This is a genomic window from Promicromonospora sp. NPDC090134 (genome assembly GCF_044746965.1).
GTDB lineage: Bacteria > Actinomycetota > Actinomycetes > Actinomycetales > Cellulomonadaceae > Promicromonospora.
This window is the reverse complement of sequence record NZ_JBIVCZ010000001.1, coordinates 1280224-1305746: the sequence shown is the minus strand read 5'-3', so window position 1 is coordinate 1305746 and position 25523 is coordinate 1280224. Positions and strand designations below refer to the sequence as shown.

General features: G+C 72.7%; 23 protein-coding genes. 10 read left to right on the top strand and 13 right to left on the bottom strand.

All coding sequences use genetic code 11. From position 1 onward, the window contains the following. Window positions 1-10 precede the first annotated feature (10 nt). Entirely contained in the window at window positions 11-2221 is a 2211-nt protein-coding gene (locus ACIPN7_RS05740) for an NADP-dependent isocitrate dehydrogenase (protein WP_400538877.1), read from the bottom strand. 165 nt (window positions 2222-2386) lie between these two features. Beyond that, window positions 2387-3376, bottom strand: a complete 990-nt coding sequence (locus tag ACIPN7_RS05735; protein WP_400538875.1) for a malate dehydrogenase — start codon at window positions 3374-3376, stop codon at window positions 2387-2389. A 207-nt stretch (window positions 3377-3583) separates the two neighbouring features. Here ACIPN7_RS05735 and ACIPN7_RS05730 point away from each other — a divergent pair, with 207 nt between their 5' ends. The 4 genes from ACIPN7_RS05730 (at window position 3584) to ACIPN7_RS05715 (ending at window position 7518) form a co-directional block, all read left to right on the top strand. Further along, window positions 3584-4546 (top strand): MIP/aquaporin family protein, encoded by a 963-nt coding sequence (locus ACIPN7_RS05730; protein WP_400538873.1) that lies wholly within the window; start codon window positions 3584-3586, stop codon window positions 4544-4546. Window positions 4547-4717: 171 nt separating this feature from the next. Further along, on the top strand, window positions 4718-5461 hold the full coding sequence (locus ACIPN7_RS05725) for a septum formation family protein (RefSeq protein WP_400538871.1): 744 nt from the start codon (window positions 4718-4720) through the stop codon (window positions 5459-5461). Further along, window positions 5458-6276: a CD225/dispanin family protein gene (locus ACIPN7_RS05720; RefSeq protein ID WP_400538869.1), complete on the top strand. Its 819-nt coding sequence runs from the start codon at window positions 5458-5460 to the stop codon at window positions 6274-6276. The genes ACIPN7_RS05725 and ACIPN7_RS05720 overlap by 4 nt, the downstream gene beginning before the upstream one ends. Window positions 6277-6339: 63 nt before the next feature. Continuing rightward, window positions 6340-7518, top strand: coding sequence for a septum formation family protein (locus ACIPN7_RS05715; protein ID WP_400538867.1), 1179 nt, complete (start codon window positions 6340-6342; stop codon window positions 7516-7518). Window positions 7519-7568: 50 nt separating this feature from the next. Here ACIPN7_RS05715 and ACIPN7_RS05710 read toward each other — a convergent pair whose 3' ends face one another. After that, the gene (locus tag ACIPN7_RS05710) at window positions 7569-8006 is read right to left on the bottom strand and encodes a DUF3017 domain-containing protein (protein ID WP_400538865.1); all 438 of its coding nucleotides are present in this window, start codon (window positions 8004-8006) and stop codon (window positions 7569-7571) included. A 109-nt stretch (window positions 8007-8115) separates the two neighbouring features. On the opposite strand from ACIPN7_RS05710, the gene ACIPN7_RS05705 reads away from it, so the two are divergent. Continuing rightward, entirely contained in the window at window positions 8116-9510 is a 1395-nt protein-coding gene (locus ACIPN7_RS05705) for an NAD(P)/FAD-dependent oxidoreductase (RefSeq protein WP_400538863.1), read from the top strand. Here the strand turns inward: ACIPN7_RS05705 and purH are convergent, their stop codons facing one another. Further along, window positions 9511-11163, bottom strand: coding sequence for a bifunctional phosphoribosylaminoimidazolecarboxamide formyltransferase/IMP cyclohydrolase (gene purH, locus ACIPN7_RS05700; protein ID WP_400538861.1), 1653 nt, complete (start codon window positions 11161-11163; stop codon window positions 9511-9513). A gap of 259 nt (window positions 11164-11422) precedes the next feature. On the opposite strand from purH, the gene ACIPN7_RS05695 reads away from it, so the two are divergent. Then, complete coding sequence (locus tag ACIPN7_RS05695; RefSeq protein ID WP_400538859.1) at window positions 11423-13063, top strand: FAD-dependent oxidoreductase; 1641 nt, start codon at window positions 11423-11425, stop codon at window positions 13061-13063. A 21-nt stretch (window positions 13064-13084) separates the two neighbouring features. Here ACIPN7_RS05695 and ACIPN7_RS05690 read toward each other — a convergent pair whose 3' ends face one another. Further along, window positions 13085-13705 (bottom strand): TetR/AcrR family transcriptional regulator, encoded by a 621-nt coding sequence (locus ACIPN7_RS05690; protein ID WP_400538857.1) that lies wholly within the window; start codon window positions 13703-13705, stop codon window positions 13085-13087. Window positions 13706-13767: 62 nt separating this feature from the next. On the opposite strand from ACIPN7_RS05690, the gene ACIPN7_RS05685 reads away from it, so the two are divergent. Further along, complete coding sequence (locus ACIPN7_RS05685) at window positions 13768-14811, top strand: SDR family NAD(P)-dependent oxidoreductase (RefSeq protein ID WP_400538855.1); 1044 nt, start codon at window positions 13768-13770, stop codon at window positions 14809-14811. A gap of 3 nt (window positions 14812-14814) precedes the next feature. Here the strand turns inward: ACIPN7_RS05685 and ACIPN7_RS05680 are convergent, their stop codons facing one another. Next, complete coding sequence (locus ACIPN7_RS05680) at window positions 14815-16140, bottom strand: MFS transporter (protein WP_400538853.1); 1326 nt, start codon at window positions 16138-16140, stop codon at window positions 14815-14817. 82 nt (window positions 16141-16222) lie between these two features. Here ACIPN7_RS05680 and ACIPN7_RS05675 point away from each other — a divergent pair, with 82 nt between their 5' ends. After that, window positions 16223-16801 (top strand): ArsR/SmtB family transcription factor, encoded by a 579-nt coding sequence (locus tag ACIPN7_RS05675; RefSeq protein ID WP_400538852.1) that lies wholly within the window; start codon window positions 16223-16225, stop codon window positions 16799-16801. Between the two features lie 9 nt (window positions 16802-16810). Here the strand turns inward: ACIPN7_RS05675 and ACIPN7_RS05670 are convergent, their stop codons facing one another. From ACIPN7_RS05670 to sucC, 7 genes are all read right to left on the bottom strand, one after another. Further along, entirely contained in the window at window positions 16811-18196 is a 1386-nt protein-coding gene (locus tag ACIPN7_RS05670) for an MFS transporter (protein WP_400538850.1), read from the bottom strand. A 148-nt stretch (window positions 18197-18344) separates the two neighbouring features. Next, the gene (locus tag ACIPN7_RS05665) at window positions 18345-19376 is read right to left on the bottom strand and encodes a hypothetical protein (RefSeq protein WP_400538848.1); all 1032 of its coding nucleotides are present in this window, start codon (window positions 19374-19376) and stop codon (window positions 18345-18347) included. Window positions 19377-19555: 179 nt separating this feature from the next. Beyond that, window positions 19556-20200, bottom strand: a complete 645-nt coding sequence (gene purN, locus ACIPN7_RS05660; RefSeq protein WP_400538846.1) for a phosphoribosylglycinamide formyltransferase — start codon at window positions 20198-20200, stop codon at window positions 19556-19558. Between the two features lie 9 nt (window positions 20201-20209). Then, window positions 20210-21853 carry a DUF6350 family protein gene (locus ACIPN7_RS05655; protein WP_400538844.1) on the bottom strand — a complete coding sequence of 548 codons (1644 nt, stop codon included), beginning with the start codon at window positions 21851-21853 and terminating at the stop codon, window positions 20210-20212. A 76-nt stretch (window positions 21854-21929) separates the two neighbouring features. Further along, window positions 21930-22220 (bottom strand): hypothetical protein, encoded by a 291-nt coding sequence (locus ACIPN7_RS05650; RefSeq protein ID WP_400538842.1) that lies wholly within the window; start codon window positions 22218-22220, stop codon window positions 21930-21932. Between the two features lie 139 nt (window positions 22221-22359). Continuing rightward, window positions 22360-23256: a succinate--CoA ligase subunit alpha gene (sucD, locus tag ACIPN7_RS05645; RefSeq protein WP_285101215.1), complete on the bottom strand. Its 897-nt coding sequence runs from the start codon at window positions 23254-23256 to the stop codon at window positions 22360-22362. A 39-nt stretch (window positions 23257-23295) separates the two neighbouring features. Further along, the gene (sucC, locus tag ACIPN7_RS05640) at window positions 23296-24465 is read right to left on the bottom strand and encodes an ADP-forming succinate--CoA ligase subunit beta (RefSeq protein WP_400538840.1); all 1170 of its coding nucleotides are present in this window, start codon (window positions 24463-24465) and stop codon (window positions 23296-23298) included. Window positions 24466-24705: 240 nt separating this feature from the next. Between sucC and ACIPN7_RS05635 the strand changes: the two genes are divergently transcribed. Together ACIPN7_RS05635 and ACIPN7_RS05630 are read left to right on the top strand one after the other, a co-directional pair. Beyond that, entirely contained in the window at window positions 24706-24915 is a 210-nt protein-coding gene (locus tag ACIPN7_RS05635; RefSeq protein ID WP_285101212.1) for a helix-turn-helix domain-containing protein, read from the top strand. Continuing rightward, on the top strand, window positions 24915-25457 hold the full coding sequence (locus ACIPN7_RS05630) for a Clp protease N-terminal domain-containing protein (protein WP_400538838.1): 543 nt from the start codon (window positions 24915-24917) through the stop codon (window positions 25455-25457). The genes ACIPN7_RS05635 and ACIPN7_RS05630 overlap by 1 nt, the downstream gene beginning before the upstream one ends. The last annotated feature ends 66 nt before the right edge of the window (window positions 25458-25523 follow it).

The following is a 25523-nucleotide window of genomic DNA, read 5'->3' as shown; positions in this document are numbered from 1 at the left end:
TCAGGGAGCGTCAGAGGGACGCGAGCGCCTCGTTGAAGGTGGCGCTCGGGCGCATCACCGCGGACGCCTTGGCGTCGTCCGGACGGTAGTACCCGCCGATGTCTACAGGCTTGCCCTGGACCGCGACGAGCTCCTCCACGATGGCCTGCTCACCCGTGGCCAGCGCCTCTGCGAGCGGCTTGAACGTGGCGGCCAGCTCGGCGTCGTCCGACTGCCCGGCCAGCTCCTGTGCCCAGTACAGGGCCAGGTAGAAGTGCGAGCCCCGGTTGTCGATCGTGCCCAGGCGGCGGCCCGGGGAGCGGTCCTCGTTGAGGAACGTGCCGGTGGCGCGGTCGAGGGTGTCGGCCAGGACCTGGGCCCGGGCGTTGCCCTCGGTCACCGCGAGGTGCTCGAAGGACGCGGCGAGCGCGAAGAACTCACCGAGCGAGTCCCAGCGCAGGTAGTCCTCCTCGACGAGCTGCTGCACGTGCTTCGGCGCGGAGCCGCCGGCGCCCGTCTCGAACAGGCCGCCACCGTTCATCAGCGGCACGATCGAGAGCATCTTGGCCGACGTGCCGACCTCGAGGATCGGGAACAGGTCGGTGTTGTAGTCGCGCAGCACGTTGCCGGTCACCGAGATGGTGTCCAGGCCCTCGCGGATGCGCGCGAGCGAGAACGCCGTGGCCTCCGCCGGGTCCATGACGTGGATCTCGAGGCCCTCGGCGTCGTGCTCCGGCAGGTACTGCTCGATCTTGCGGATCAGGTTGGCGTCGTGCGCGCGGCGCGAGTTCAGCCAGAAGACGGCGGGCGTCTCCGACAGGCGGGCCCGTGTGACGGCCAGCTTGATCCAGTCGCGGATCGACGCGTCCTTGGTCTGGCAGGCGCGCCAGATGTCACCGGCGTGGACGGCGTGCTCGATGAGCACGGCGCCGGAGCCGTCGACGACGCGGACGGTGCCGTCGCCTCCGATCTCGAACGTCTTGTCGTGCGAGCCGTACTCCTCGGCCGCCTTCGCCATGAGACCGACGTTGGGCACGGAGCCCATCGTGGCCGGGTCCAGGGCGCCGTTGACGCGGCAGTCGTCGATGACGGTCTGGTAGATCCCGGCGTACGAGGAGTCGGGGATCACCGCGAGGGTGTCGGCCTCCTCGCCGTCCGGGCCCCACATGTGGCCGCCGATGCGGATCATGGCGGGCATCGAGGCGTCGACGATGACGTCGGACGGGACGTGCAGGTTGGTGATGCCCTTGTCGGAGTTCACCATGGCCATCTTCGGGCCGTCGGCCAGCGCGGCGTCGAACGCGGCGCGGATCTCGGCGCCGTTCGGCAGCGCGGCCAGGCCGGCGAAGATGCCGCCCAGGCCGTCGTTCGCCGACAGGCCGGCGGCGGCGAGGTCCTGGCCGTACTTCTCGAAGACCGGCTTGAAGAACGCGCGGACCACGTGGCCGAAGATGATCGGGTCGGAGACCTTCATCATCGTGGCCTTGAGGTGCACCGAGAAGAGGACGCCCTCGGCCTTGGCCCGCTCGATCGACTCGGCGAGGAAGGCGTCCAGCGCGGCGGCGTCGAGGAACGTGCCGTCGACGACCTCCCCGGCCAGCACCGGCAGCGACTCCTTCAGCACGGTCACGGTGCCGTCGGCGGCGACGTGCTCGATGCGCAGCGTGTCGTCGGCCTCGACGATCACGGACTTCTCGTTGGAGAAGAAGTCGTCTTGGCCCATGGTCGCGACGTTGGTCTTGGAGTCGGCCGACCACGCGCCCATGCGGTGGGGGTGCGCCTTCGCGTAGTTCTTGACCGAGGCGGGGGCGCGGCGGTCCGAGTTGCCCTGGCGCAGCACCGGGTTCACGGCGGAACCCATGACGCGGCCGTAGCGCTCGCGCGCGTCCTTCTGCTCGTCGGTCTCGACGCTCTCCGGGAAGTCCGGCAGGTCGTAGCCGAGGGCCTGCAGCTCGGCGACGGCCGCCTTGAGCTGCGGCACCGACGCCGAGATGTTCGGCAGCTTGATGATGTTGGCCGCCGGGTCGTTCGCCAGCTCGCCCAGCTCGGCGAGCGCGTCCGCCTGGCGCTGCTCCTCCGTGAGCCGCTCCGGGAACTGGGCGATGATCCGGCCGGCGAGCGAGATGTCGCGGGTCTCGACGTCCACACCGGCCTTGGCCGCGTACGCCGAGACGATCGGCAGGAACGAGTACGTCGCCAGAAGCGGGGCCTCGTCCGTGTGGGTATAGATGATCTTGGACATGGGTGTGGCTGACTCCCCGGGATGTTGGAATGTGCCGATCTCTCGATATCAAGATACCTGAGAGGCCCCGCCTCCCCGGAATCACGAGACGCACCTCACGCCCGACGTGTCAGACGCTCAGGTCACCCGAGAGACCTGAGCGTCTGACACGTCGGCGCGGGCGGATCAGATCAGGCCCAGGGTACGGACGGCGTCGCGCTCCTCCACGAGCTCGGCGACGCTCGCGTCGATCCGGCCGCGCGAGAACTCGTCGATCTCCAGCCCCTCGACGATCTTCCACTCGCCCGTGCCGTCGGACGTGACCGGGAACGAGGAGACGAGCCCCTCCGGCACGCCGTACTCGCCGGAGGACCACAGGCCCGCCGAGGTCCAGTCGCCCTCGGGGGTGCCGTGCGTCCAGTCGCGCACGTGCGCGATCGCCGCGTTGGCCGCCGACGCCGCCGAGGAGGCCCCGCGCGCCTGGATGATCGCGGCGCCGCGCTTGGCGACCGTCGGGATGAAGTCGTCGGTGAGCCAGGCGGTGTCGGCCGCGACGTCGGCGCCGGGCCGGCCGCCGACCTCGGCACGGAACAGGTCCGGGTACTGCGACGCGGAGTGGTTGCCCCAGATGGTGAGCCTGCGGATCTCGCTGACGGGGGTCCCGGTCTTGGCCGCGACCTGCGAGAGCGCCCGGTTGTGGTCGAGCCGGGTCATCGCGGTGAACCGCGTCGCCGGCACGTCGGGGGCGTTCGACGCCGCGATGAGGGCGTTGGTGTTGGCGGGGTTGCCGACCACGAGCACCCGGACGTCGTCCGCGGCGCCGTCGTTGATCGCCCGGCCCTGGGGGCCGAAGATCCCGCCGTTGGCCTCCAGCAGGTCGGCGCGCTCCATGCCCGCGCCGCGGGGGCGGGCACCGACGAGGAGGGCGACGTTGACGCCGTCGAAGGCCTTGACCGGGTCGTCGAAGATCTCGACGCCGGCCAGGTTCGGGAAGGCGCAGTCGTCGAGCTCCATGGCGGTGCCCTCCGCGGCCGCGACGGCCTGCGGGATCTCGAGGAGTCGGAGCCGTACTGGCGTGTCCGCGCCGAGCATCTCGCCCGCGGCTATGCGGAAGAGGAGCGCATACCCGATCTGGCCAGCGGCTCCGGTGACGGTGACATTCACGGGTTCAGTCATGACCCCACTCTTGCATCGACCGCCCCGCCTCGCCCAGCCCCTGGCACGATCCGTGTCCCGCCTGGTACCGAGCGCGGGTACGGTGAAGAAAATGCCCGCGCGTATTCAGGATTTGTTCAGGCGGGTAATGGCAGGATGTGCGCGACATCGCACTGCACGCCGCCATGACGCGCACCGAATGGTGTGCCACCGAAAGGATCTGACTTCATGTCCCAGGACCTCGCCGCGACCAGCGGCGTCACCGAGGTCGAGGAGCGGTCGCCCAGCCTGCTCTCCCGCCTGCTCGCCGAGACCTTCGGCACGTTCCTGCTGACGCTCGTGATCGTGGGTGTGCTCGTCTACAGCCCGCTGAACACGGTCGGCGGGCTCGGCGTGGCGCTCGGTGGAGGCTTCGCCTACATCGCGGGTGCCGCAGCCGTCGGCCGCGTCTCCGGTGCGCACTTCAACCCGGCGATCTCGCTGGGCGCCTGGCTCAGCGGCCGCATCTCGGTCAGCAACATGTTCAGCTACTGGGGCGCCCAGCTCGTGGGTGCGATCCTGGCGGCCGCCGTGCTGTTCGCGACCGTGCCGCAGCCGCTGCTCGCGCTGCTCGGCAAGGAGAACACCTCCGACGCGTTCGACTCGGCCGTCAACGGCTTCTCGCAGCACTCCCCGCTCTACCTGCAGACCCAGGGCCAGGCGCAGTTCGACTGGCTCCCGGCGCTGCTCGTCGAGGTCATCATCTCGGCGATCCTCGTCGGCGTGTACCTCGGCGTGCACGACCGCCGCAGCAAGATCGGCTACGCCCCCGTCGCCGTGGGCAGCGCCATCGCCGCGCTGACCCTGGTCTCGTGGTTCGTCACCAACACCGGCATGAACCCGGCCCGCTCGACGGCCGCCGCACTCTTCGCGAACAACTGGGGCGGCGACGGCTCCGGCCGCCAGCTCTGGCTGTTCTGGCTCGCCCCGCTGGTCGGTGCCGCCCTCGCCGCGCTCTTCTACCGCGCGTTCGCCTCGGTCGAGCCCGAGGAGCTCGAGCTCGACGAGGAGGACGACGAGGACGACGAGCCGGCCGAGCCCGTCACGGCGCAGTCCGCCCCCGTGGCCGAGTCCACGGACGAGTCCCCGGAGAAGACCGCCGAGGCCGAGCCCGCCGCCACGCCGGAGAAGAAGGCCGACGACAAGGCCTGACCGCTCGCCGCACCCGCACGACGCCGGGGCCGCACCTTCCGTACGGGAGGTGCGGCCCCGGCGTCGTACCGGCGAGCGACGGTGTGGACCGCGGCGATCCCGAGGGTGAAGTCGGCTTACGAAACGGTCACACCAGCAGGACGAGGACGAATCACCTGATAGAGATCTGTCGTGACAGTCCCCTCACCCGTCCCGCAGGTGCCGCTGCACCGTGGCTGGATCACCGCCTGCGCGATCCTCTTCTGGCCGCTCGCCGTCGCCGCCGTGCTCGCAGCCAACCGGGCGGCACGCGCCGTCGGCGCCGGAGACGTCGTGACCGCCGCCAGGGAGGGGGAGGCCGCACGCAGCCGCGCCCGGACCGGCGTGCTGGTCGGCTCGGTCTGGACGGCACTCGCCCTCGCGGTCGACGCGACCCTCGTCGTGCTCGGCCTGCAGTACGGGCCGGGCCTGCTCGACCAGGCCGGCATCCGGACGGCGGAGGCCCCACCGGTCGTCGAGTCCTACCGCACGGCCGCCGCGCCGGAGCGGGAGCCGATCTCGCTCGACCCGCTCGACCTGCAGACCGGCGACTGCTTCATGGCACCTGACTGGGACTCGCCCTGGGCGGGGATCGACGTCATCCCCTGCAGCCGGCTGCACGACGGACAGGTGATCGGGGTCACCGAGCACCACCACACCGAGTTCCCCGGCACCAAGGCCCTCGAGGACGACGTCTGGTACGACTGCTGGTCCCGGTACGAGTCCTACTCGGGGAGACCGGCCGTGGAGAGCTCCCCCGTGTGGACCTTCCAGCCCACCCGGCAGGACTGGGCGGCGGGCGACCGCACGAGCGTGTGCTTCATCGAGGCGCTGTACCCCGTGGAGGGTGAGTTCTCGGCGCACCCGCAGGTCTTCGAGCCGAAGGTCAACTCATGAGCGACGTTCCTGACCCGTACGCGCCCCTCGCGCTCCGCCCTGACCCTTACCTGCCCGCCCCCTACCAGCCGGGGCCGGCACCCCATCAGGTGGCGCCCCGGCCCGCACCCGAGCCGTCCACCGGTTCGGGCTGGGCCTTCGTGGCGCTGCTGACCTGGTGGCCGTTCGGTGTCGCGGCCTACCCGCACACCCAGCGGGCCACGGCGGCTCTGGCCGCCGGCGACCGCGAGCAGGCCGCCGCCGAGGGAACGAAGGCACGCCGGATCGGGATCGCAGCCCTCGTGTTCACGATCGTGGTCACCTGCGCGGCGCTGGTCGCGACGACGGCCGGGCTCTTCGCGCTCGGCTTCTGGGCCGCGGCGCAGGACGACCGGACGGAGTCGGCGACGAGCTACGCCGCCGACGACCAACCCGGCTCCGGCCCGGCGGCCGGGACGAGCGTGTGGGAGCTCCACGAGGGCGACTGCTACCTCACCGACGACCTGACCGACGTGGTGCGGACCGTCGCCGTCGTGCCGTGCGACGAGCCGCACGGCGGAGAGCTGTACGACATCACGTACGTGGCCGACAAGGCGCTGGTCCAGAACGAGGACGGCAGCTATCCGGACTACCCGGGTGACGCATGGATGGCCGAGTACGCCGACGAGGTCTGCCTGGCCGAGCTGGAGGAGCGGACCGCGACACCCGTGGAGCGGTCGGGGCTGCACCACTGGTACATGGCGCCGGATGCCTGGGACTGGCGCACGCTGGACCGGCGGATCGCGTGCCTCGTCGAGTCCGACACCGCTCTGACCGGGCGGGTCGGCAGCTCGTAGGGATCCGGAGCCCGGGGCCGCCGTCTTCCACCACGAAACCTCCCAGCGCTACGATCGCGCATCATGGCCGACACCACGCAGACTCCCCGCGCCGCCACCGAGCCCGACGGGACGGAACCGCAGGTGACGGAACCGCAGGTGACGGACCCGGAGGTGACGGACCCGGGGGCCGGCGAGGCGACGGAGACCGTGCCGGCCGAAGCCCCGGTGGTGGACGGACCGGACGACGACGGCTCGGACGCCGGCCGGGACGCCGACGGCCCGGAAGACGACGGCACCGACGACGACGGCCCGGACGACCAGAAGCCCGAGGGCACCGGGGAGCAGGCCGACCCGAACGAGCTCCCCTACCCGACCCGTGCCGGCTGGGTGGTCGCGGCGTTCCTGTTCTTCTGGCCGCTCGCGATCCCCGCGCTCGTGCAGTCGATGCGCACCGCCGAGGCGAACGGCACGGGCAACGTGCGCCGCGCGAAGAAGTCGTCGGTGCGCACCCTCGACTTCTCCCTGGGCGCGGTCACCGTGGGCGTGCTCGGGATCGCCAGCCTGTGGATCGCCGTCGCCGCGGCGCCCACCTACGCGTCGGCCCTCCCGCCCGGGTTCGTCTCGGCCGCCCGGGACTTCGTCCCGCCGGCGCTGGCGGGCCCGCTCGGCATCGAGCAGCGCGACGACGGCGCCGTGCTCACGGAGCCGACGCCGTCCCTCACGCCGACCGACGACCCGTACGCCACGACCGACCCCTACGCCGAGGACCCGTACGCCGACCCGTACGCCGAGGACCCGGACGCGCTGCCCACGCCGGAGGCCGGCGGCGGGCTGGAGCCGAGCGAGGCGCCCACGCCCGACGCCGACACCGAGGCGACCGCCGGGGCGGAGATCCCGGACCTGCATGTGGGCGACTGCATCGACACAGCGGCGACGTCGGGCCAGACCACGCTGTACCGGATCCCGGTGGTGCCCTGCACCACGGCGCACGGCGGCGAGATCTACGCGCAGACGACGGCGGCCGACAGCCTCGCCAAGAACGGCGCGACCCCCACGCAGCAGGCGCTGTGGGACGCCGCGGACGCGTACTGCTACCCGCAGTTCACCAAGTACGTGGGCCTGCGGTGGGCCAAGTCGGAGCTGCTCTACTGGCCGATCGCGCCGTCGGAGGAGAGCTGGGCCGAGGGCGACCGCCGCATCCTCTGCGTCGTGGAGTCGGAGCAGCCGGTGACGGGCTCGCTCGAGGGCGCCGGCCGCTAGGCCGGGCCCGGCCGCCGGATCAGGTCCGGCGCCCGGTCAGATGCTCGGCGTCAGATGCTCGGCGTCGCGACGGCGAGGGCGCCGATCAGCACAGCGGTCGCGCCGTACAGGATGATGTCGATGGTCCGGGTCCGGATGACGAGCCCGACGGGGCTGTCGAGCACCGCACGGAAGATCGCGCAGACCACGAGGACCACCCCGATGCCGATCGCCCCGGCGCGCGCGCCCGCGATCAGCCCGAGCAGCACGGAGATGCCGACACCCGCGAGCACGAGCCAGATCGCGAGGTTGCTCCGCTGCGGCTCGGCCGGACTCATGTCGGAGTCCTCGCCGCTGGCTGGCTCACTGCGGTCGAGCTCCTGGCTGGTCGTCGTGGTGGCCGTCATCAGGTCGGCCGGTCCGGTGCGTTCGAGCGTAGCGGTTCCGACCGAGCCCGGCTCGAGGAGGCTCGTGGCGCCGGGGGTAGTCCGCATCTCACTGAGATCCACGGGACGAGGGTACAACCGAAACGTCGCGATTCTGCAGGACCGTGACCTGCTTGCAACCTGACGCAAAGCACATTCCCAGGTTGGCGGCCTGCGAGCTACCGTGAGGTCCATGCCGTCCCCTTCAGGTCAGGTCCCCAGCAGCGTGGTCGTCGTGGGTGCGGGGCTGGCGGGTGCGCAGACCTCCGCCGCGCTGCGGAAGCACGGTTTCGAGGGGCGCCTCACGGTGCTCGGCGCGGAGGGCCTGCCGCCCTACGACCGCCCGCCGCTGTCCAAGGAGCTGCTCAAGCGCACGGAGCCGGTCTGGCTCTCCGACGACCTCGGGATCGACCTCACCGCCCTCGCCGACGACCTGCGGCTCGCCGACCCGGCGACCCGTCTCGAGGTGGACCAGGAGCGGGTGGTGGTGCGGACGGCGTCGGGCGACGACGTCGTGGCCGACGTGGTGGTGCTCGCCACGGGCAGCGCCCCGGTCCGCCCCGCGGGCTGGGACGCCGCGATGACCCTGCACACGGCCCCGGACGCCGAGCGGCTGCGCGCCGCCGTCGTGCCGGGGATGCGGCTCGTGGTGGTCGGGGCGGGATGGATCGGCGCGGAGGTGGCGGGCGTCGCCGCGGGCGCGGGCGCCCGCGTCACGGTCGTGGAGGCAGGCCCGGTCCCGCTGGAGCGGCAGCTCGGCCGCATGGTGGGCGGCCTGCTCGCCCCCTGGTACGACGACGCCGGGGTGACCCTGGTCACGGGCGTCGCCGTCGAGAAGGTGCTGCCCGGACCGCCCGACGGCGCGCCCGGCGGCGGCAGCGTCGTGCTCGCCGACGGCCGGGTGCTGGAGGCCGACCTGGTGCTGGCCGCCGTGGGAGCACGCCCCGCGACGCGCTGGCTCGCGGGCTCCCTGCCGCTGGAGGGGAACGGCGGGCTCCGGGTCAACCGCGCCGGCCGGTTCATGGGCATGCACTCCCCCACCGACCCGGCGGGACGCCTGCACCTCGACGCCCTGCGCCGCATCTGGGCCGTGGGCGACATCGCGACCCGCGAGCACCCGGTGTTCGGGCCGGTGCCGGGTGGGCACTGGTCGGCCGCCCTGCACGATCCCGAGGTCACGGTGCGCGCCCTGCTCGGGCTCGACGAGCGCGCCGCGGAGCCCGAGCACGTGCGCGAACGGCTCGGCCTCGCCCCGATCCCGGCGCACGCGCCGTACGTCTTCTCGCAGCAGCTCGGGCACGACCTGGCTCTGTTCGGCGTGCCGTCCCCGTTCGACGACGTGGTGCTGCGCGGCACCCCCGCGGCGTCGGGCGGCTGGGGCGTCCTGTACCTGGAGAACGCGCTCGACCGGCACCTGCGCCGCACCCCGGACGGCCACCGTGTGGCGACCGTCCGGGCGATGCTGCTGGTCGACTCCCCGCGCGAGGTGGGGCAGCTGCGCAAGCTGATGAACCGCGGGGTGCCGCTGGAGGTCGACCTGGAGCGCGCGCTGGACCCGGCGGTCAAGCTCAAGGACGCCGTCGTCTAGTCAGTGCGCGAAGTGGCGGGTGCCCGTCAGGTACATCGTGACGCCGGCCGCCGCGGCGGCCTTGACGACCTCCTCGTCGCGGATCGAGCCGCCCGGCTGCACGACGGCGGTGACCCCGGCGTCGAGCAGCACCTGGAGGCCGTCCGCGAACGGGAAGAACGCGTCGGAGGCCGCGACGGCGCCGCGGGCGCGCTCGACGGGGCCCGACTCACCGTCGGCCAGGGTGTTGGCGCGCTCCACCGAGAGGCGGCAGGAGTCCACGCGGTTCACCTGGCCCATGCCGATGCCCACGGCCGCGCCGTCCTTGGCCAGGAGGATCGCGTTCGACTTGGCGGCACGCACGGCCTTCCAGGCGAACGCGAGGTCGGCCAGCACGTCGGGCGAGGCGGCCTCGCCGGTCGCCAGGGTCCAGTTCTCGGGGGCGTCGCCGTCGGCCTGGAACCGGTCGGTGGCCTGCATGAGCAGCCCGCCCGAGATGGGCCGGGTCTCGACGGAGCCGGCCGGTGCCTCGGGGACCACGAGCAGCCGGATGTTCTTCTTGGCCTGGAGGATCTCCAGCGCCTCCGGCTCGAAGCCGGGCGCGACGACGACCTCGGTGAACACCGGGGCGATCTGCCGGGCGGCGGCGGCCGTGACGGTGCGGTTGGCCGCGATCACGCCGCCGTACGCGCTGACCGGGTCGGTCGCGTGTGCCCGGGCGTGCGCCTCGGCGATGTCGCCACCGACGGCGATGCCGCACGGGTTGGCGTGCTTGATGATCGCCACGGCGGGGCCCTCGTGGTCCCAGGCGGCCCGCCACGCGGCGTCGGCGTCGACGTAGTTGTTGTAGCTCATGGCCTTGCCGTGCAGCTGCTCGGCCTGGGCCAGGCCCGTGACGCCGTCGCCGCGGGTGTACAGGGCGGCGCGCTGATGCGGGTTCTCGCCGTAGCGCAGCACGTCGGCGCGCTCCCAGGTGCCGCCGACCCAGGCGGGGAAGCCGGTCGAGACGGGCCCGTCGGCGCCGTCCACGGCGTCCGTCGGGGCGACGACGGAGCCCATCCAGGACGCCACGGCGACGTCGTACGTCGCGGTGTGCACGAACGCGGCGGCGGCGAGCGCCTTGCGCTGGGCGTAGGTAAAGCCGCCGGCCTGCACGGCCGTCACGACGTCGGCGTACCGCGCCGGGTCCACGACGACGGCGACGGACGGGTGGTTCTTGGCCGCGGCGCGCACCATGGAGGGCCCGCCGATGTCGATCTGCTCGACGACGGCGTCCGGCCCGGCGCCGGACGCGACCGTGGCCGCGAACGGGTAGAGGTTGACGACGACGAGCTCGAACGGCGAGATCTCGAGCTGGGCGAGCTGGTCGAGGTGGTCCTGCTTGCGGGTGTCGGCCAGGATGCCGGCGTGCACGCGGGGGTGCAGCGTCTTGACGCGGCCCTCCAGGCACTCGGGGAAGCCTGTGAGCTCCTCGACCGGGGTGACGGGGATGCCCGCGTCGGCGATCTTCGACGCGGTGGAGCCGGTCGAGACCAGCTCGACGCCGGCGTCGTGCAGCGCGGTGGCGAGCTCGATCAGGCCGGTCTTGTCGTAGACGCTCAGCAGCGCGCGCCGCACGGGGCGCTGCGAGTCGTCGGTGAGCTGGACGTCAGGGGTGGACGGGGCGCCGGACATGGCGGTTCTCCTCGGAAGTAGCCTCGTGGAAAACCCTGGCACCCAGGCGGGCGGCGCGCATCACGGGTCGGTCGGCCGCTCCCCGGTGGTGACCCACCCTCGCCAGTCACGGCCAGGTGCAGTCTAGCGGTGGCGGGGCCGTGCCGTTCCGGCGCGTGGGTCTTGCGGCCTTCCGGGGGCACGGGGGTAGGTTGTGCCCCAACCGGACAACGTCGTCCGGTAGGAGCCGGAGGGATCTGCGATGGCGCAGGAACGAGCGATGACGCAGGAAGAAGTGGTCGACGTACTGGTGGCCGGGACGGGCGCGGCCGGGCTCTGCGCGGCGATCGCCGCGGCGGACGCCGGGGCGAAGGTGCTGGTCGTGGAGTCGGCGGACCGCTGGGGCGGCACCACGATGCGCAGCGGCGGCGGGCTGTGGCTGCCGGACAACCCGGTGATGCGGCGCGCGGGGATCGCCGACTCCCGCGCGGAGGCGCTGACGTACCTGAAGGCGGCGATCGGCGACGTCGGCCCGGCGAGCTCGACCGCCCGCCGGGAGGTGTTCGTCGACACCGTCGACGAGCTGGTCACGACGCTGGAGCGGCACGGGGTGCGCTGGTCGGCCGCGAAGAAGTACCCCGACTACTACCCGGAGCGACCGGGCGGCAAGATCGGCCGGTCCATCGAGCCCCGGCCGTACGACACGAAGCGGCTCGGGAGCTGGATCGAGCAGTCGCGCGTCAAGGACGGCGTGCCGCTCGCCGTGCTGAACGACGACTTCTACGAGCTGAACCGGGCCTGGTCCACGCCCTCCGGCTTCGTCCGCGGGGCCCGGCTGGTGTTCCGGGTGCTGGGCGGCCTGGTCACGGGCAAGCGGCAGGTCGGGATGGGTGCGGCCCTGGCCTGTTCCCTGATGGAGATCGTGCGGCAGCAGGGCACCGAGGTGCGGCTCGGCACGCCGCTGGCCGAGCTCCTGGTGGAGGACGGCGCCGTGGTCGGCGCCGTCGTCGGGCCCCCGGAGGACCGGCGCGCCGTCCGGGCCCGGGGCGGCGTCGTGCTCGGCGCCGGCGGGTTCGCGCACCGGACCGAGTGGCGCCAGAAGCACCACGGTGTGCCCGGCTGGAGCGCCGCCTCCCAGGACGACCAGGGCACGGCCATCGAGGCAGGGGCGAGGGCCGGAGGCGCGCTCGCGCTCATGGACGACGCCTGGTGGGGCGCCGGGGTGGACACCCGAGGCGCGGGCATGAACGGGTTCGTGCTGTCCGAGCGGTCCATGCCGTACTCGATCGTGGTGGACTCCTCCGGCGCCCGGTACGTCAACGAGTCCACGAGCTACATCGACTTCGGCCACGCCATGCTGGAGCGGGACCAGCAGGTGCCCGCCATCCCGTCGTGGGTGGTGATGGACGTCCGCGCGCGCCGCCGGTACCTCAACACGTCGCTCCTGAACGGCCGCGAGCGGCACGTGGCCAACGGCACGCTCGTGTACGCCGACACCCTCGAGGAGCTGGCCCGCAAGCTCGGGCTCGACCCCGACACCTTCCGCGACACCGTCCAGCGGTTCAACGGGTTCGCCCGCACCGGGAAGGACCTCGACTTCGGCCGGGGCGACTCCGCGTACGACCGCTACTACTCGGACCCGACGGTCAAACCCAACCCGAACCTCGCGCCGATCGAACGCGGCCCGTTCTCGGCGCTCCGGATCGTGCCCGGCGACCTCGGCACCAAGGGCGGGCTGCTCACCGACGAGCACGCGCGCGTGCTGCGGGAGGACGGCAGCGCGATAGCGGGCCTGTACGCGGCGGGCAACACGACCGCGTCGGTGATGGGGCGCACCTATCCGGGGCCGGGCTCGACGATCGGGCCGGCCGCGGTGTTCGGCTGGATCGGGGGGCAGCAGGCAGCAGGGCGGCGCGGCTGAGACCGGACGCGCGCGGCGCGGTCAGACGCCGTCCGGGATCCGCACCTCGAAGCCCAGCAGCTCCCAGGCCCGGCTCGCCCGGCGCTCCCGGTCCTCGCCCTCGGCCTGCGACAGCCCGCCGGCCATCATGGCCACCGCGAGCAGCAGGTCGTCCGGCGTCGTCCCGGCCGGGACGTCACCCGACTCGATCGCACCCGCCAGCCGGGTGCCCAGCGCGACGGCGACCCGCTCCCCCAGGGCGACGACCCGCTCGTCCGCGGGCACCCGCGAGCGCACCAGGTCCACGAACCCCACCGAGTCGACGGCGTGCCGGGTGACCAGGCCGAGCAGGTCGGCCAGGCCGGCCTCGGGGGTCGCGGCGAGCTCCTCCACGGCGATCACCTGCTCGTCGAACACCGCGACCACGAGGTCCATACGGTCCGGGAAGTGCCGGTACAGGCTCCCCTGCCCGACGCCGGCCCGCTTGGCGACCGCGCTCAGCGGCGCGCCGGTCCCGGCGGACCCGAAGACCTCGCGGGCCGCCGCCAGCAGCGCCGCCCGGTTGCCCGCCGCGGCGCGCGGGCCGAGGTTGGGCGTTCCCCCGCGGCGCGTCGTCGCGCGGGGGACGGCACCGGGGCGGGGGTCGCGAAGTACGCCGGTCATAGCGGTATTCTAGATACCGGACAGTGTTGTCCGGTACCAACCCCGTTCGAGGAGAGCAGACCATGGCACTGACCGTTCACTCCACCGTCGGCGAGTGGCTCGACCACCCCGTCGGCAGCCAGATCCTCGCCGGCCTCCTCGCGCAGGGCGGGGCGACCCCGGACTCGCTGACCCCCGCCCGCGGCCTGCAGCTCGAACAGCTCGTCGCGATGTCCGGCGGCAAGTTCCCCGCCGAGGCGCTCGACGGGCTGATCGCGGCGTACCGGGAGGCGGCGCCGGAGGAGGCTGACGCGGCCGACGCGGCGGCCGCCGGAGGCGCCCGGACCGCCGCCGGCTGGGCCGAGCAGATCACGCCCGGCCGTTTCGCCGGCCAGACCGTCGTGGTCACCGGCGCGGCCTCCGGCATCGGCCGGGCCGTCGCCTCGCGCGTGGCGCGCGAGGGCGGGCGCGTGATCGCCGCCGACATCTCCAAGGAGAAGCTCGACGAGCTCACGACCACGCTGACGGGCCTGCCCGCCGGCGCCGAGATCGTCCCCGTGGCGGGCGACATCTCCGACCAGGACGACGTCGACCGCATCGTGGCCGCCGCGGGCGACCGCGTGGACGCGCTGGCCAACGTCGCCGGGATCATGGACGACATGTCGGCGATCCACGAGGTGAGCGACGCCCTCTGGGAGCGGGTGCTGCGCGTGAACCTGGAGGGCACCATGCGGCTCACCCGCGCCGTCGTGCCCGGGATGCTGGCGGCGAAGGAGGGGCGCATCGTCAACGTCGCCTCCGAGGCCGGGCTGCGCGGCTCGGCCGCCGGCGTCGCCTACACCGCCTCCAAGCACGCGGTGGTCGGCCTGACCAAGTCCAACGCCGTGATGTACGCGAAGCACGGCATCCGCACCAACGCCGTGGCGCCCGGCGGCGTCGCCACGGGCATCCCGGTACCCGGGCAGGCCGAGTTCGGCGCGCCGGTGCTGCGGCCCCACCAGGTCAACATCCTCAGCCTCGCCATGGCCGAGGAGCTGGCCGCGACCATCACCTTCCTGCTGTCGCGCGACTCGGTGAACCTCAACGGGGCGATCATCGCGGCGGACGGCGGCTGGTCCGCCGTCTGACGGTCAGGTGGCCGACGACGTCGCCGCCGGCCACTCGATCGCATCGGCCTCCCACGTGTCCGGGAGGCCGATGCGCCACAGCGGACGCACCAGGAACACCGCCCCGAAGAGCACCGCCCACGCCGCGGCGAAGCACCACATCGCCGTACCGATCCCGACGCCCGCCAGCAGCAGGCTGCCCAGGAGCGGCGCAGTCGGCAGGGCGACGAGCCCGGTCAGCCCCATCGTGGCGGACATCCGCCCCTGCATGCCGCCGGGCGTGATCGCCGTGACGTAGGAGATGAGGCCGGCGTTGAGCGCCGGGGCGAAGAGCATCATCCCGGTCAGCGCCCCGATGAAGCCCCAGTAGGTCGGGAACACGGCCATCGCGACCACCGCGAGGCCGGAGACCCCGAGCGCGAGCGCGGTCAGTGCGCCCACGCGCACCCGCCCGACGAGGACGCCTGCCAGGACCGAGCCCGCCAGGACCCCCACGCCGACCGCCGTGTTGACCAGGCCGACGAGCAGGGGCGGCGTCCCGGTGCTCACCAGGTGCAGGTTGATCGCGACCATCATGCCGTTCAGAACCACGTTGACCAGCATGAACAGCCAGATCGCGGTGCGCAGCAACGGCACGTGGAACACGTAGCGCAGCCCCTCCCGGAGCGCCGCGAGCGGGTGCTCGGCCCGCGCCGCGGCGAGGTCGCCGTTGAGCGGCTCGCGCACCAATGACGTGGCAACCACGGCGACCAGCCGGCCCACCGCCGAGACGACGAACGGCAGCACGGTGCTCATGCCGTAGAGGAGCCCGCCGAGCGGCCCCTGGAGCAGCGTGGCCGCGGCGTCCCGCCCCTGCGCCACGGACATGGCCTGGCCGAGCTGGCCCTTGGGCACCACGGCGTGCAGCGCCGCTGTTCCGGCAGGGTCCATGAGCGCGCCCACCGCCGACGAGACGAACAGGGCCGCGGCGAGGTGCGGGGCGGTGATCGTCAGCCCGTCCACCAGGCCGGCGACCACGACGCCGGCCCAGGCGAGCGCCGCGATGGTGCCGCCGACCATGATGAGGCGACGGCGGTCCACCCGGTCCACGATCACGCCGGCCGGAAGCGTCATGAGCACCGACCCGAGCTGGCCGACGAACGCGATCACACCGGCCTGCACCACCGACCCCGTCACCGCGTAGGCGACCAGCGGTACGGCGAATGCGCCGACGGCCGCGCCGACGTCCTCCGCCGTCGCTCCGGTCAGGAGCAGGCGGTAGGACCGGTTCTTCCACAGATTGTTCGTCGTTGTCACGTCCGTCGCGGGGGCTTCGCCCGGCCCCTGCCCCGCTACCTCGTCGGTCGTCATGTGGGAACCGTAGATCCCGCAACAGGCATTGCGCAATGCTCCTTGCGCAATTTATCGTGCGGGTAGTTGGTAGTCTCGCCGGGTGAGCCAGGACGAGGTGTTCCGCATCAACGACCCCGAGACGCTCAAAGCGATCGCGCACCCGCTGCGGCAGCGCATCGTGCTCGAGCTCGCGGTCCAGGAACATGCGCGCGCCGCCGACCTGGCCAAGGCGCTGGACGAACCAGCGAACTCGGTGAGCTTCCACCTGCGGGTGCTCGCCAAGGCCGGCCTCATCGAGGAAGCGCCGGAGCTCGCCCGCGACAAGCGGGACCGGGTCTGGAAGCGGGTCATCCAGCAGTTCACCGTGGACCCGGGCCTGGCGGACGCGGGCACCCTGTTCGACCCCTACCTCCGATGGCTGCGCGCCATGTTCCTCCGGGACCGCACGGCTCCCGAGGAACAGGAGGACCTCAGGCTCGGCCTGGCCCACGACGGCTTCTTCACCAGCGAGGAGGCACGCGAGATGGCCGACGAGGTCAAAGCGGTCCTCGACCGTTGGTCCGAGTTGACCATCGAGCGCAAGCGGGCGGCACCCGACGCCACGGAGCGGAAGTACTACCAGGTCATCTTCGCCGTCGGCCCTCGTGACCTCGCGGCCGAGCAGAGCCCTCAGGAGTGAGCCGGCGGGCTACTCCAGCGCGTCGGCCGCCCAGGTGTCGGGCTTGCCGATCCGCATCAGCGGGCGGGTGAGGCGGAGCGCCACGAGCACCGCGACCATGGCGCCCACCATCACCCACAACGTGACGCCGATGCCCCAGCCCTCCAGGAGCGCGCTGCCCAGCACGGGCGCGGCCGGCGCCGCGATCAGGCCGGTCAGCCCGAGCAGCGAGGTGGCGCGGCCCATCATGCGGTCGGGGATGATCACCGTGAGGTAGCCGGTGAAGCCCGCGTTGAGCGCCGGGTAGAGGAACACCCCGACGGCCAGCATCGCGACGAACACCCAGTACGTGGGCGCCAGCGCCATGACGACCAGCGCGGTGGCGAGCAGCCCGATGGTGAGGATCCCGAACCGCCCGACGCGGACGCGCCGCACGATCGGGCCCGCGACGATCGCGCCCGCGAGCATGCTGATGCCGGCGCAGGCGTCCACCAGGCCGATGAGCCGGGGATCCGTCCCGGTGCGCACCAGCTCCAGGTTGATGGCCACCACAAGGGCGATCGAGGTGAGGTTCAGCAGCGTGATCAGCACCAGCACCGCCCGGAACAGCGGCACCGCGCCGACGAACCGCAGCCCCTCGCGCAGGTCGACGAGCGGGTGGGACCGCTCGGTCCGCTCACCGTTGAGCGGCTTGCGCACGAACGAGACAGCCACCACCTCGATCACGTGCCCCACCACGGACGCGACGAACGGCAGCACGTGCGCCATGCCGTACAGGAACCCGCCGACCGGTCCGGCGAACAGCGCGACCGCCGCCATCCGCCCCTGGTTCACGGCCATCGCGTTCGCCATCTGGGCGGCGGGGACGACGGCGCGCAGCGCGCCGCCCGACGCCGGGTTCACGAACGCGCTGACCAGCGAGGAGCCGAACAACACCGCCGCCAGGTGCCAGGCGCCGAGGGACCCGGCCAGCCCTGCCGCGACCACCGTGGCCCACAGGGCAGTGCCCGTCGCGGCGGCGACCACCAGGAGCAGCCGCCGGTTGACCCGGTCCGCGACGACGCCCGCCGGCAGCGTCGCCAGCAGCGCGCCCGCCTGGCCGATGCCGCTGATCAGGCCCGCCTGGCCCACGGACCCCGTGACCTCGAACGCCAGCAGCGGGATCGCGAACGTGCCGACGCCGGCGCCGATCGCCTGCGCGAACCGCCCGGTCGTGAGCAGCACGTAGGCGGAGTTGTGCCGGAGAGGCGGCTCGGGGGCGACCGTGCCGGGCGGCGTCGGCCCGGGCGGAGTCGGCCCGGGCGGCGTCGGCCCGGGCGGCGTCGGCCCGCCGACGACGAGCGACGACCCGGACCCACGCCCGGCTGCCGATGTCGCGGATGTCAGGGTCTCGGACGTCGGGGTCTCAGCGCTCACGCCGCACAAGGTACCGGGTGAAATGTCCGCCTCACGACGCCTGGAGGTCAAGCGCGGTCGCCCACTCACCTTTGAGGCCCGGGTTTCTTTGCTTCGGACCGCCTGAAAGCGGAGAAAGCCGGGCCTCGAAGACGACTCGCCGGGGCAGTCATCGAGGCGGAGGGCGGGACAGCGACCGGGCGCCCAGGGTTACCGGGACACCGGCGTCGTCGTAGCAACCCGGCGTCCAGCCGGCCTGGCGCAGCAACGCGGTCAGGACCTCCGGCATGCGGACCCGGAGGTCTTTCGCCGTGAACCGCAGCAGGCGCGAGTCGCCCGCGGAGGCCAGCGCGTTCTGCCGGGTGCGGTCCCGGAACACCGCGGCCGGCGCGCCGTGCACCTCGACGCCGTCGATCTCGACGAGCAGCCAGGTGCCGTCCGGCAGCCGCCAGGCGAGGTCGATCCGGCCGAGGTGGGCGCCGTCCGGCCCCAGGAGCACGAGCTGCAGGGTGTCCGGCGGGATCCCCGTGTCGAGGCAGACCAGACGGGCGACGGACTCGAGGGGCGACTCCGACCGGCCGTCCGCAAGGCGCCACCAGGGATGTGTCGCCTCGACGTCGCGGTGCCCTCGCGCCAGGTCGTGGGCCCGGGCCAGATCGTCCGCCGTGACCGACCGCGTGTGCAGCAGGTCGTCCATCGCGGCCACGGCGTCGTCCCGGCGCATCTTCCCGACGCCGAGGGCGAGGGCGTCCGTGACGCTCGCGATCCGGAAGTCGCCGGCGAACCGGCCGGTCACCATGTCGCCGCGCTTGTGGAACGTGATTCCGTCCCGCCCGGGCCGCCAGTGCCCGTCGGGCGTGACCACCTCGGAGGGGATGGTGCGCGGCAGCCCCTTGACCTTGTACAGCGCGAGGGCGCACAGGCCGACGGCGGTCGATCCCGGGCCGGCGGCCAGCAGGCCGACCCACGCGGGACGACGTCGGAGGTGGTCGAGCAGGTCAGGACGTGACCGCTCGGCGGGTGGCACGACGTCGGTGTCGTACACACCCTGCGTGACGCGGATCAGCCGGCACTGCCGGACGAGGCGGTACCGCCACGAGGCGTCGACGCCGATGCCGTCGAGCTGCGCGGCGGAGATCAGACCCTCCTGCCGGCAGGCGATGAGCTCCAGCTGCACGGGCAAGGGCTTGAGTGGTCGCATGAGTCAATATGAGCACGCAAAAACCATCAACGCTGATCAAACATCATCAAGCTGTGGACAACCGGCGTCCGCCGCTCGCCCTTGAGGCCCGGGTTTCTTCGCTTTGGACAGCCGGAAAGCGGAGAAAGCCGGGCCTCAAAGGAGAGCTGACAGCACGGGCGGACGGCGGAGCACCGATGTCAGCGGCCGATCGCGGCCGTGCGGCCCGCGACGTGCAGGCCCTCGCGGGCCAGGCGGCCGACGGTCTCGACCAGGAGCGCGCGCTCGGCGACCTTGATCCGATCGGTCAGGGTGGGCTCGTCGTCGGAGTCGAGCACCGGGACGGCCGTCTGGGCGAGGATCGGGCCGGTGTCCACCCCGTCGTCGACCACGTGCACCGTGCAGCCGGTGACCTTGACGCCGTGGGCGAGCGCGTCGCGCACGCCGTGCGCACCCGGGAAGGCGGGCAGCAGGGCCGGGTGCGTGTTGATCATCCGGCCCTCGAACTTGCGCACGACGCCCGGCGCCAGGATGCGCATGAACCCGGCCAGGATCACGTAGTCGGGCTGGAACACCGAGATGGCCTCGAGCACGCCGTCGTTCCAGGCCGCGCGGTCGTCGAAGTCCTTCAGCGCGACGACGGCGGAGGCCACCCCGGCGTCCCGCGCCAGGTCGAGCGCTCCCGCCGTCGGCCGGTCCGTCACGAGGCCGACCACGCGCGCGCCGTACGCCGCGTCGTCGTGCGCCGCGAGGAGCGCGGCGAGGTTGGACCCGCCGCCCGAGGCGAGCACCACCAGGCGCTTGGCGGAAGTGGACTCGACGGGGTGACCGGAGGGCGTCTGCACGGGCCCAGCCTACTTTCCCGGGTCCGCCTCGCGAGCCTCGTCGTCATCAGCCGAGCCGGCTGCCGACGGCTCCGCGTCGGGTTCAGGATCCGAGACGGCGTATGCCTCGGTACGTGCCCAGTCGCCGGGCGGGTCCGCGTCCTCGTCGGTCCCGCCCGGCGCGTCGCCGAACCCGAGCTCCGCCGCAAGATCCGGCCTGTCCAGGTCCCCGCCGTCCGACACCGCACCGCCCGAGACCTCCTCGTCCCGGTCTGCTGCGCCGGCTACGGGGGCCGGACGCCGCAGCCACGCCACCAGGTCCTCCCCGATCTCGCCGCGCCGCGCCACCACGTCCAGCTTGGCGCCCAGCAGCACGGCCGCCGCACCCCCGCCGACCTCGGCGGCCACGAGACCCGCGGTCACGAGCGGGTCGGCGCCGATCTCGGAGAGCCGCTCCGGGCCGACCGCGCCCGCGGCCGCGAGCTGGCCCAGCAGCACGAACACGCCGGGCACGACGACGATGCCGGCGAGTACCCGGCCGACGTCCGACCAGCGGACCAGCGTCGGCTCCAGCCGGCGCCACACGAACAGGGCCGCCACGACGCCGCACGCGACCACGAGCAGGGGTGCCCAGGCGCTGACCGGGTTGGCCCAGTCCTCCCCCGGCAGCGCCCCGAGCAGCGGCACCGCGGGCAGCGGCCCGGAGACCGTGCCGAACACCGTGAAGCTCGTCCCCTCGCCCACGGCGAAGCCCGGCCCCGCGAGCCAGGCGACCGCCCACAGCAGGAGGTTGGGCAGCAGCGCGAGCTGTGCCACGGCGAACACGATCCCGCCGGTCCAGCCCGGTTCGAGGGCGGTGACGATGTCCGACGACGTGGCCCGGCCCGCCAGCGCCCACGCCACGACCAGGAGCGCGGCCGCGCCCGTCAGCAGCGCGACCACCACCGCGCCGCCACGGAGCCCGAGACGCAGCGTGGCAGGGACCAGGTCGAAGCCGGTGAGCCGCTGGGCCAGCACCTCGGCCCGTTCGCCGAGCTCGGCCGGGGTCGGCGCGTCCGGCCGCGCCAGGATGCCCAGCGCCATGCCGAGCCCGCCCATGACCAGGCCGGCCGGCACCGCCAGGACCAGGGACCAGCCGGGGGCGCTGCCCGCGAGGGCGGCCACCGCCGTCGTGCACAGGCCGTAGGTCACGGTGCCCGCCGCCCAGGCGGGGACCGAGGTGGCGGCGAACCGCTTGGCGGAGGCGTACGTGGCGAACAGTGCGAGGGCCGCGATGCCGAGCGGCGCGAGGGTGACGGTCACGTCGTCGGCGGTCAGCCGGACGCCATGCCCGAGCAGCCAGAGCCCCGTGGCGACGTCGATGGCGGAGCGGACCTGGACGCCGCCGTCCGGGGCGTCCGTCGCGGAGGTCAGCGTTGCCGCGCCCACGAGGTAGGCGACCACCGCCGGGAGCACCACGACGGCAAGGGACAGGACGAGCGCCTGCGCGGCCGAGAGCACGCCGGCGACGACGTGGGACACCGCGAACGACCGCTGCTCGGGGACGGGCGCCTGCTCGACCAGGCGGCCGCGGCGGGCCGTCGGGCGGTTGCCGGCCGGGCGGGACGTGCGGGCGCCGGAAGTACGGGCGCCGGAAGTACGGCTGGCCGTGCTCGGGCGGGGTGGTGCGCTCACCCGGCAATCTTCACCCGCGACGCGGCGTCAGCCCGGGGACCTCCCTCGGCGTGGCCCGGGTGAACTTCGGGAAAAATCACTGCCGAGTATGGAGTTCGCCGTGGGATCTGGTGTAGGAACGCCCGCTTTGCGAAGCGGCGGCCACCCCCAGCGCAATGAGTCCGATCACCCCGGTGCCGAAAACTCCCCAAGGGATGAAGTACCGCCATTCGGGCAGGCTTTCAGCACTTGCGTCAGCGCTGTAACCCAACGCCAGGAGAAGTACGATCCCGAGGATTGTCACGACTCCGGCAGCTGCGAGGGATCCCCAGTACGGACGGACACGAAGCTTCGATTCCTTGTTGTTCACGATCTCACCGCTGTCCACGGACTCACCCCGCTCAGTTGGTCGCTCGCACGGTCATCTTCGTCCGGGCGGGTCAGAGCCAGAGACATCGAGGCTCAGCCGCCGGACGTGACGACGACGGCGGCTCCCCGTGCGAGGGAACCGCCGTCGTCGATCAGGATCAGAGCGCCTGCAGGATCTCCCGCATGAGGTCGGCGGTCTCGGACGGCGTCTTGCCGACCTTGACGCCGACGGCCTCGAGGGCCTCCTTCTTCGCCGCGGCGGTGCCGGACGAGCCGGACACGATCGCGCCGGCGTGGCCCATCGTCTTGCCCTCGGGGGCGGTGAAGCCCGCGACGTAGCCGACGACCGGCTTGGTGACGTGCTCCTTGATGTACGCGGCCGCGCGCTCCTCGGCGTCGCCGCCGATCTCGCCGATCATCACGATCGCCTTGGTCTCCGGGTCGTTCTCGAAGGCCTCGAGCGCGTCGATGTGCGTGGTGCCGACGATCGGGTCGCCGCCGATGCCGATGGCGGTCGAGAAGCCGAAGTCCTTCAGCTCGTACATCATCTGGTAGGTCAGCGTGCCCGACTTGGACACGAGGCCGATGGGGCCCTTGCCCGTGATGGTGTGCGGGGTGATGCCGGCGAGCGACTCGCCCGGGGTGATGATGCCGGGGCAGTTCGGCCCGATCATCCGGGTCTCCTTGCCCTGCAGGTACGACCACACCTCGGCGGTGTCCTGCACCGGCACGCCCTCGGTGATGACCACGAGCAGGCCGATGCCCGCGTCGATGGCCTCGATGGCCGCGTCCTTGGTGAAGGCCGGGGGCACGAAGACGACGGAGACGTCCGCGCCGGTCTCGGCCATGGCCTCCTTGACGGTGCCGAACACCGGGAGGGTGACGTCGGCGCCGGAGGCGTCCTTGTGGGTCACCGTGGTGCCGGCCTTGCGGGCGTTCACGCCGCCGACGATCGTCGCGCCGGAGTCCAGCATCAGGGCGGTGTGCTTGGCACCCATGCCGCCCGTGATGCCCTGGACGATGATCTTCGAGTCCTGGTTCAGGTAGATCGACATTGTCTTCTTGTCTCTGCTTTCGAAGTCTTCAGCGGGCGATCAGGCGGCGGCAGCCTTGGCGGCGGCAAGGTCGGCGCCGCCGTCCATGGTGTCGGCGAGGGTGACGAGCGGGTGGTTGCGCTCGTTCAGGATCTGGCGGCCGAGCTCGACGTTGTTGCCGTCGAGGCGGACGACCAGCGGCTTGGACGCCTCGTCGCCGAGGATGTCGAGCGCACCCACGATGCCGTTCGCGACCTCGTCGCACGCGGTGATGCCGCCGAAGACGTTCACGAAGACCGACTTGACCTGCTCGTCGTTCAGGATCACGTCGAGGCCGTTGGCCATGACCTGGGCGTTGGCGCCGCCGCCGATGTCGAGGAAGTTGGCGGGCTTGACTCCGCCGTGCTTCTCGCCCGCGTAGGCGACAACGTCGAGGGTGGACATGACCAGGCCCGCGCCGTTGCCGATGATGCCGACCTCGCCGTCGAGCTTCACGTAGTTGAGGTCGTTCTCCTTGGCCTTCGCCTCCAGCGGGTCGGCCGCGGCGGAGTCCTCGAGCTCGGCGTGGTCCGCGTGGCGGAAGCCCGCGTTCTCGTCGAGCGTGACCTTGCCGTCGAGAGCGACGATCGCGCCGTCCTCGGTGCGGACCAGCGGGTTCACCTCGACCAGCGTGGCGTCCTCGGCCTTGAACACGGTCCACAGGCCCTGGATGACCTCGGCGACCTTGCCCTTGATGTCGTCGGCGAAGCCGGCGGCGTCCACGATCTCGGCGGCCTTGGCCTCGTCGATGCCGACGGCGGGGTCGACGGCGACGCGGGCCAGCGCCTCGGGGCGCTCGACGGCAAGCTGCTCGATCTCCATGCCGCCCTCGACGGAGCACATGGCGAGGTAGTTGCGGTTGGACCGGTCCAGCAGCACGGAGAAGTAGAACTCCTCGGCGATCTTGGCACCCTGGGCGATCATCACGCGGTGCACGGTGTGGCCCTTGATGTCCATGCCGAGGATCTCGCCGGCCTTCTCGGCGGCCTCCGCCGGCGAGTGGGCCAGCTTGACGCCACCCGCCTTGCCGCGGCCACCGGTCTTGACCTGGGCCTTCACGACGACAGTGCCGCCGCCCAGCTTCTCGGCGCCTTCGCGAGCCTCCTCGGGGGTCGTCGCGACAACCCCGCCCAGCACGGGCACGCCGTGCTTCTCGAAGATGTCGCGCGCCTGGTATTCGAACAGGTCCACCCTGCTGCGTCCTTCCATCGGGATGCGGCCCTCGGACGTCGTAGTCGCCCGGAGCCCGGCTGAAGCGATGTCTCGACGTCAAGACATCCCCGTACAGGGTAGCCCTGGATCGCCCGTGGTTCCGAACGAGAGCGGCGGTATTCCGGGCTTCTTCGGCACGGGTGTGTGGTACACGTCTCGATCGGTAAATTCTGTCAACCAGGGTTGACATACGGCCGCGCTGTCAACCATAGTTGACACATGACCCAGCAAGCACTCGCCGCGTCCGCCGCCGGGGACGACCCCGCCGAAGGACTGCGCGCCGTCCGAGCCATGCGCGAGCTGGCCGACCGCCTCGAGACGCTCCAGGTGGAGCGGGCGCGGCGCCTCGGCTGGTCGTGGCAGGAGATCGCCGACGCGCTCGGCGTCAGCCGGCAGGCCGTGCACAAGAAGCACAACAGGAGGATCTGATGTTCGAGAGGTTCACGAAGGACGCCCGCTCCGCCGTCGTCGACGCCCAGCAGGTCGCCCGCGACGCGCACAGCGACCAGATCGACAGCCGCCACCTGCTCGTCGCCCTCGCCGAGAGCGGCGGCCCGGCCCGGACCGCCCTGACCGACGGCGGGGTGGACACCGCCGCCCTGGTCGAGGGAGCCCGCGCCCGGATCGCCGCGGGCGACGCGCTCGACCCGGCCGCGCTGGCCGCCGTCGGCATCGACCTCGACGAGGTGACGCGGCGCACCGAGGCCACCTTCGGCGAGGGCGCCCTCGCCCGTGCCGGCCGCACCCTGCGCGGGCGCCGCAAGCACATCCCGTTCACGCCGGACGCCAAGAAGTCGCTGGAGCTCGCGCTGCGCGAGGCGATCCGCCTGGGCTCGAAGGAGATCCACGGCGGGCACCTGCTGCTCGGCCTCACCCGGGCCGAGTCCCCGGCCCGCGGCATCCTGTCCGACGCCGGCGCGGACCTCGACCGGGTCCGGCACCTCGCGGAGGGGTCGGGCAAGGCGGCGTAGCCGCGACGTCGACAGCACGCCCCGCGCCCCCTCCGGGGCGCGGGGCGTGTCCGTTCCCTGCCACCT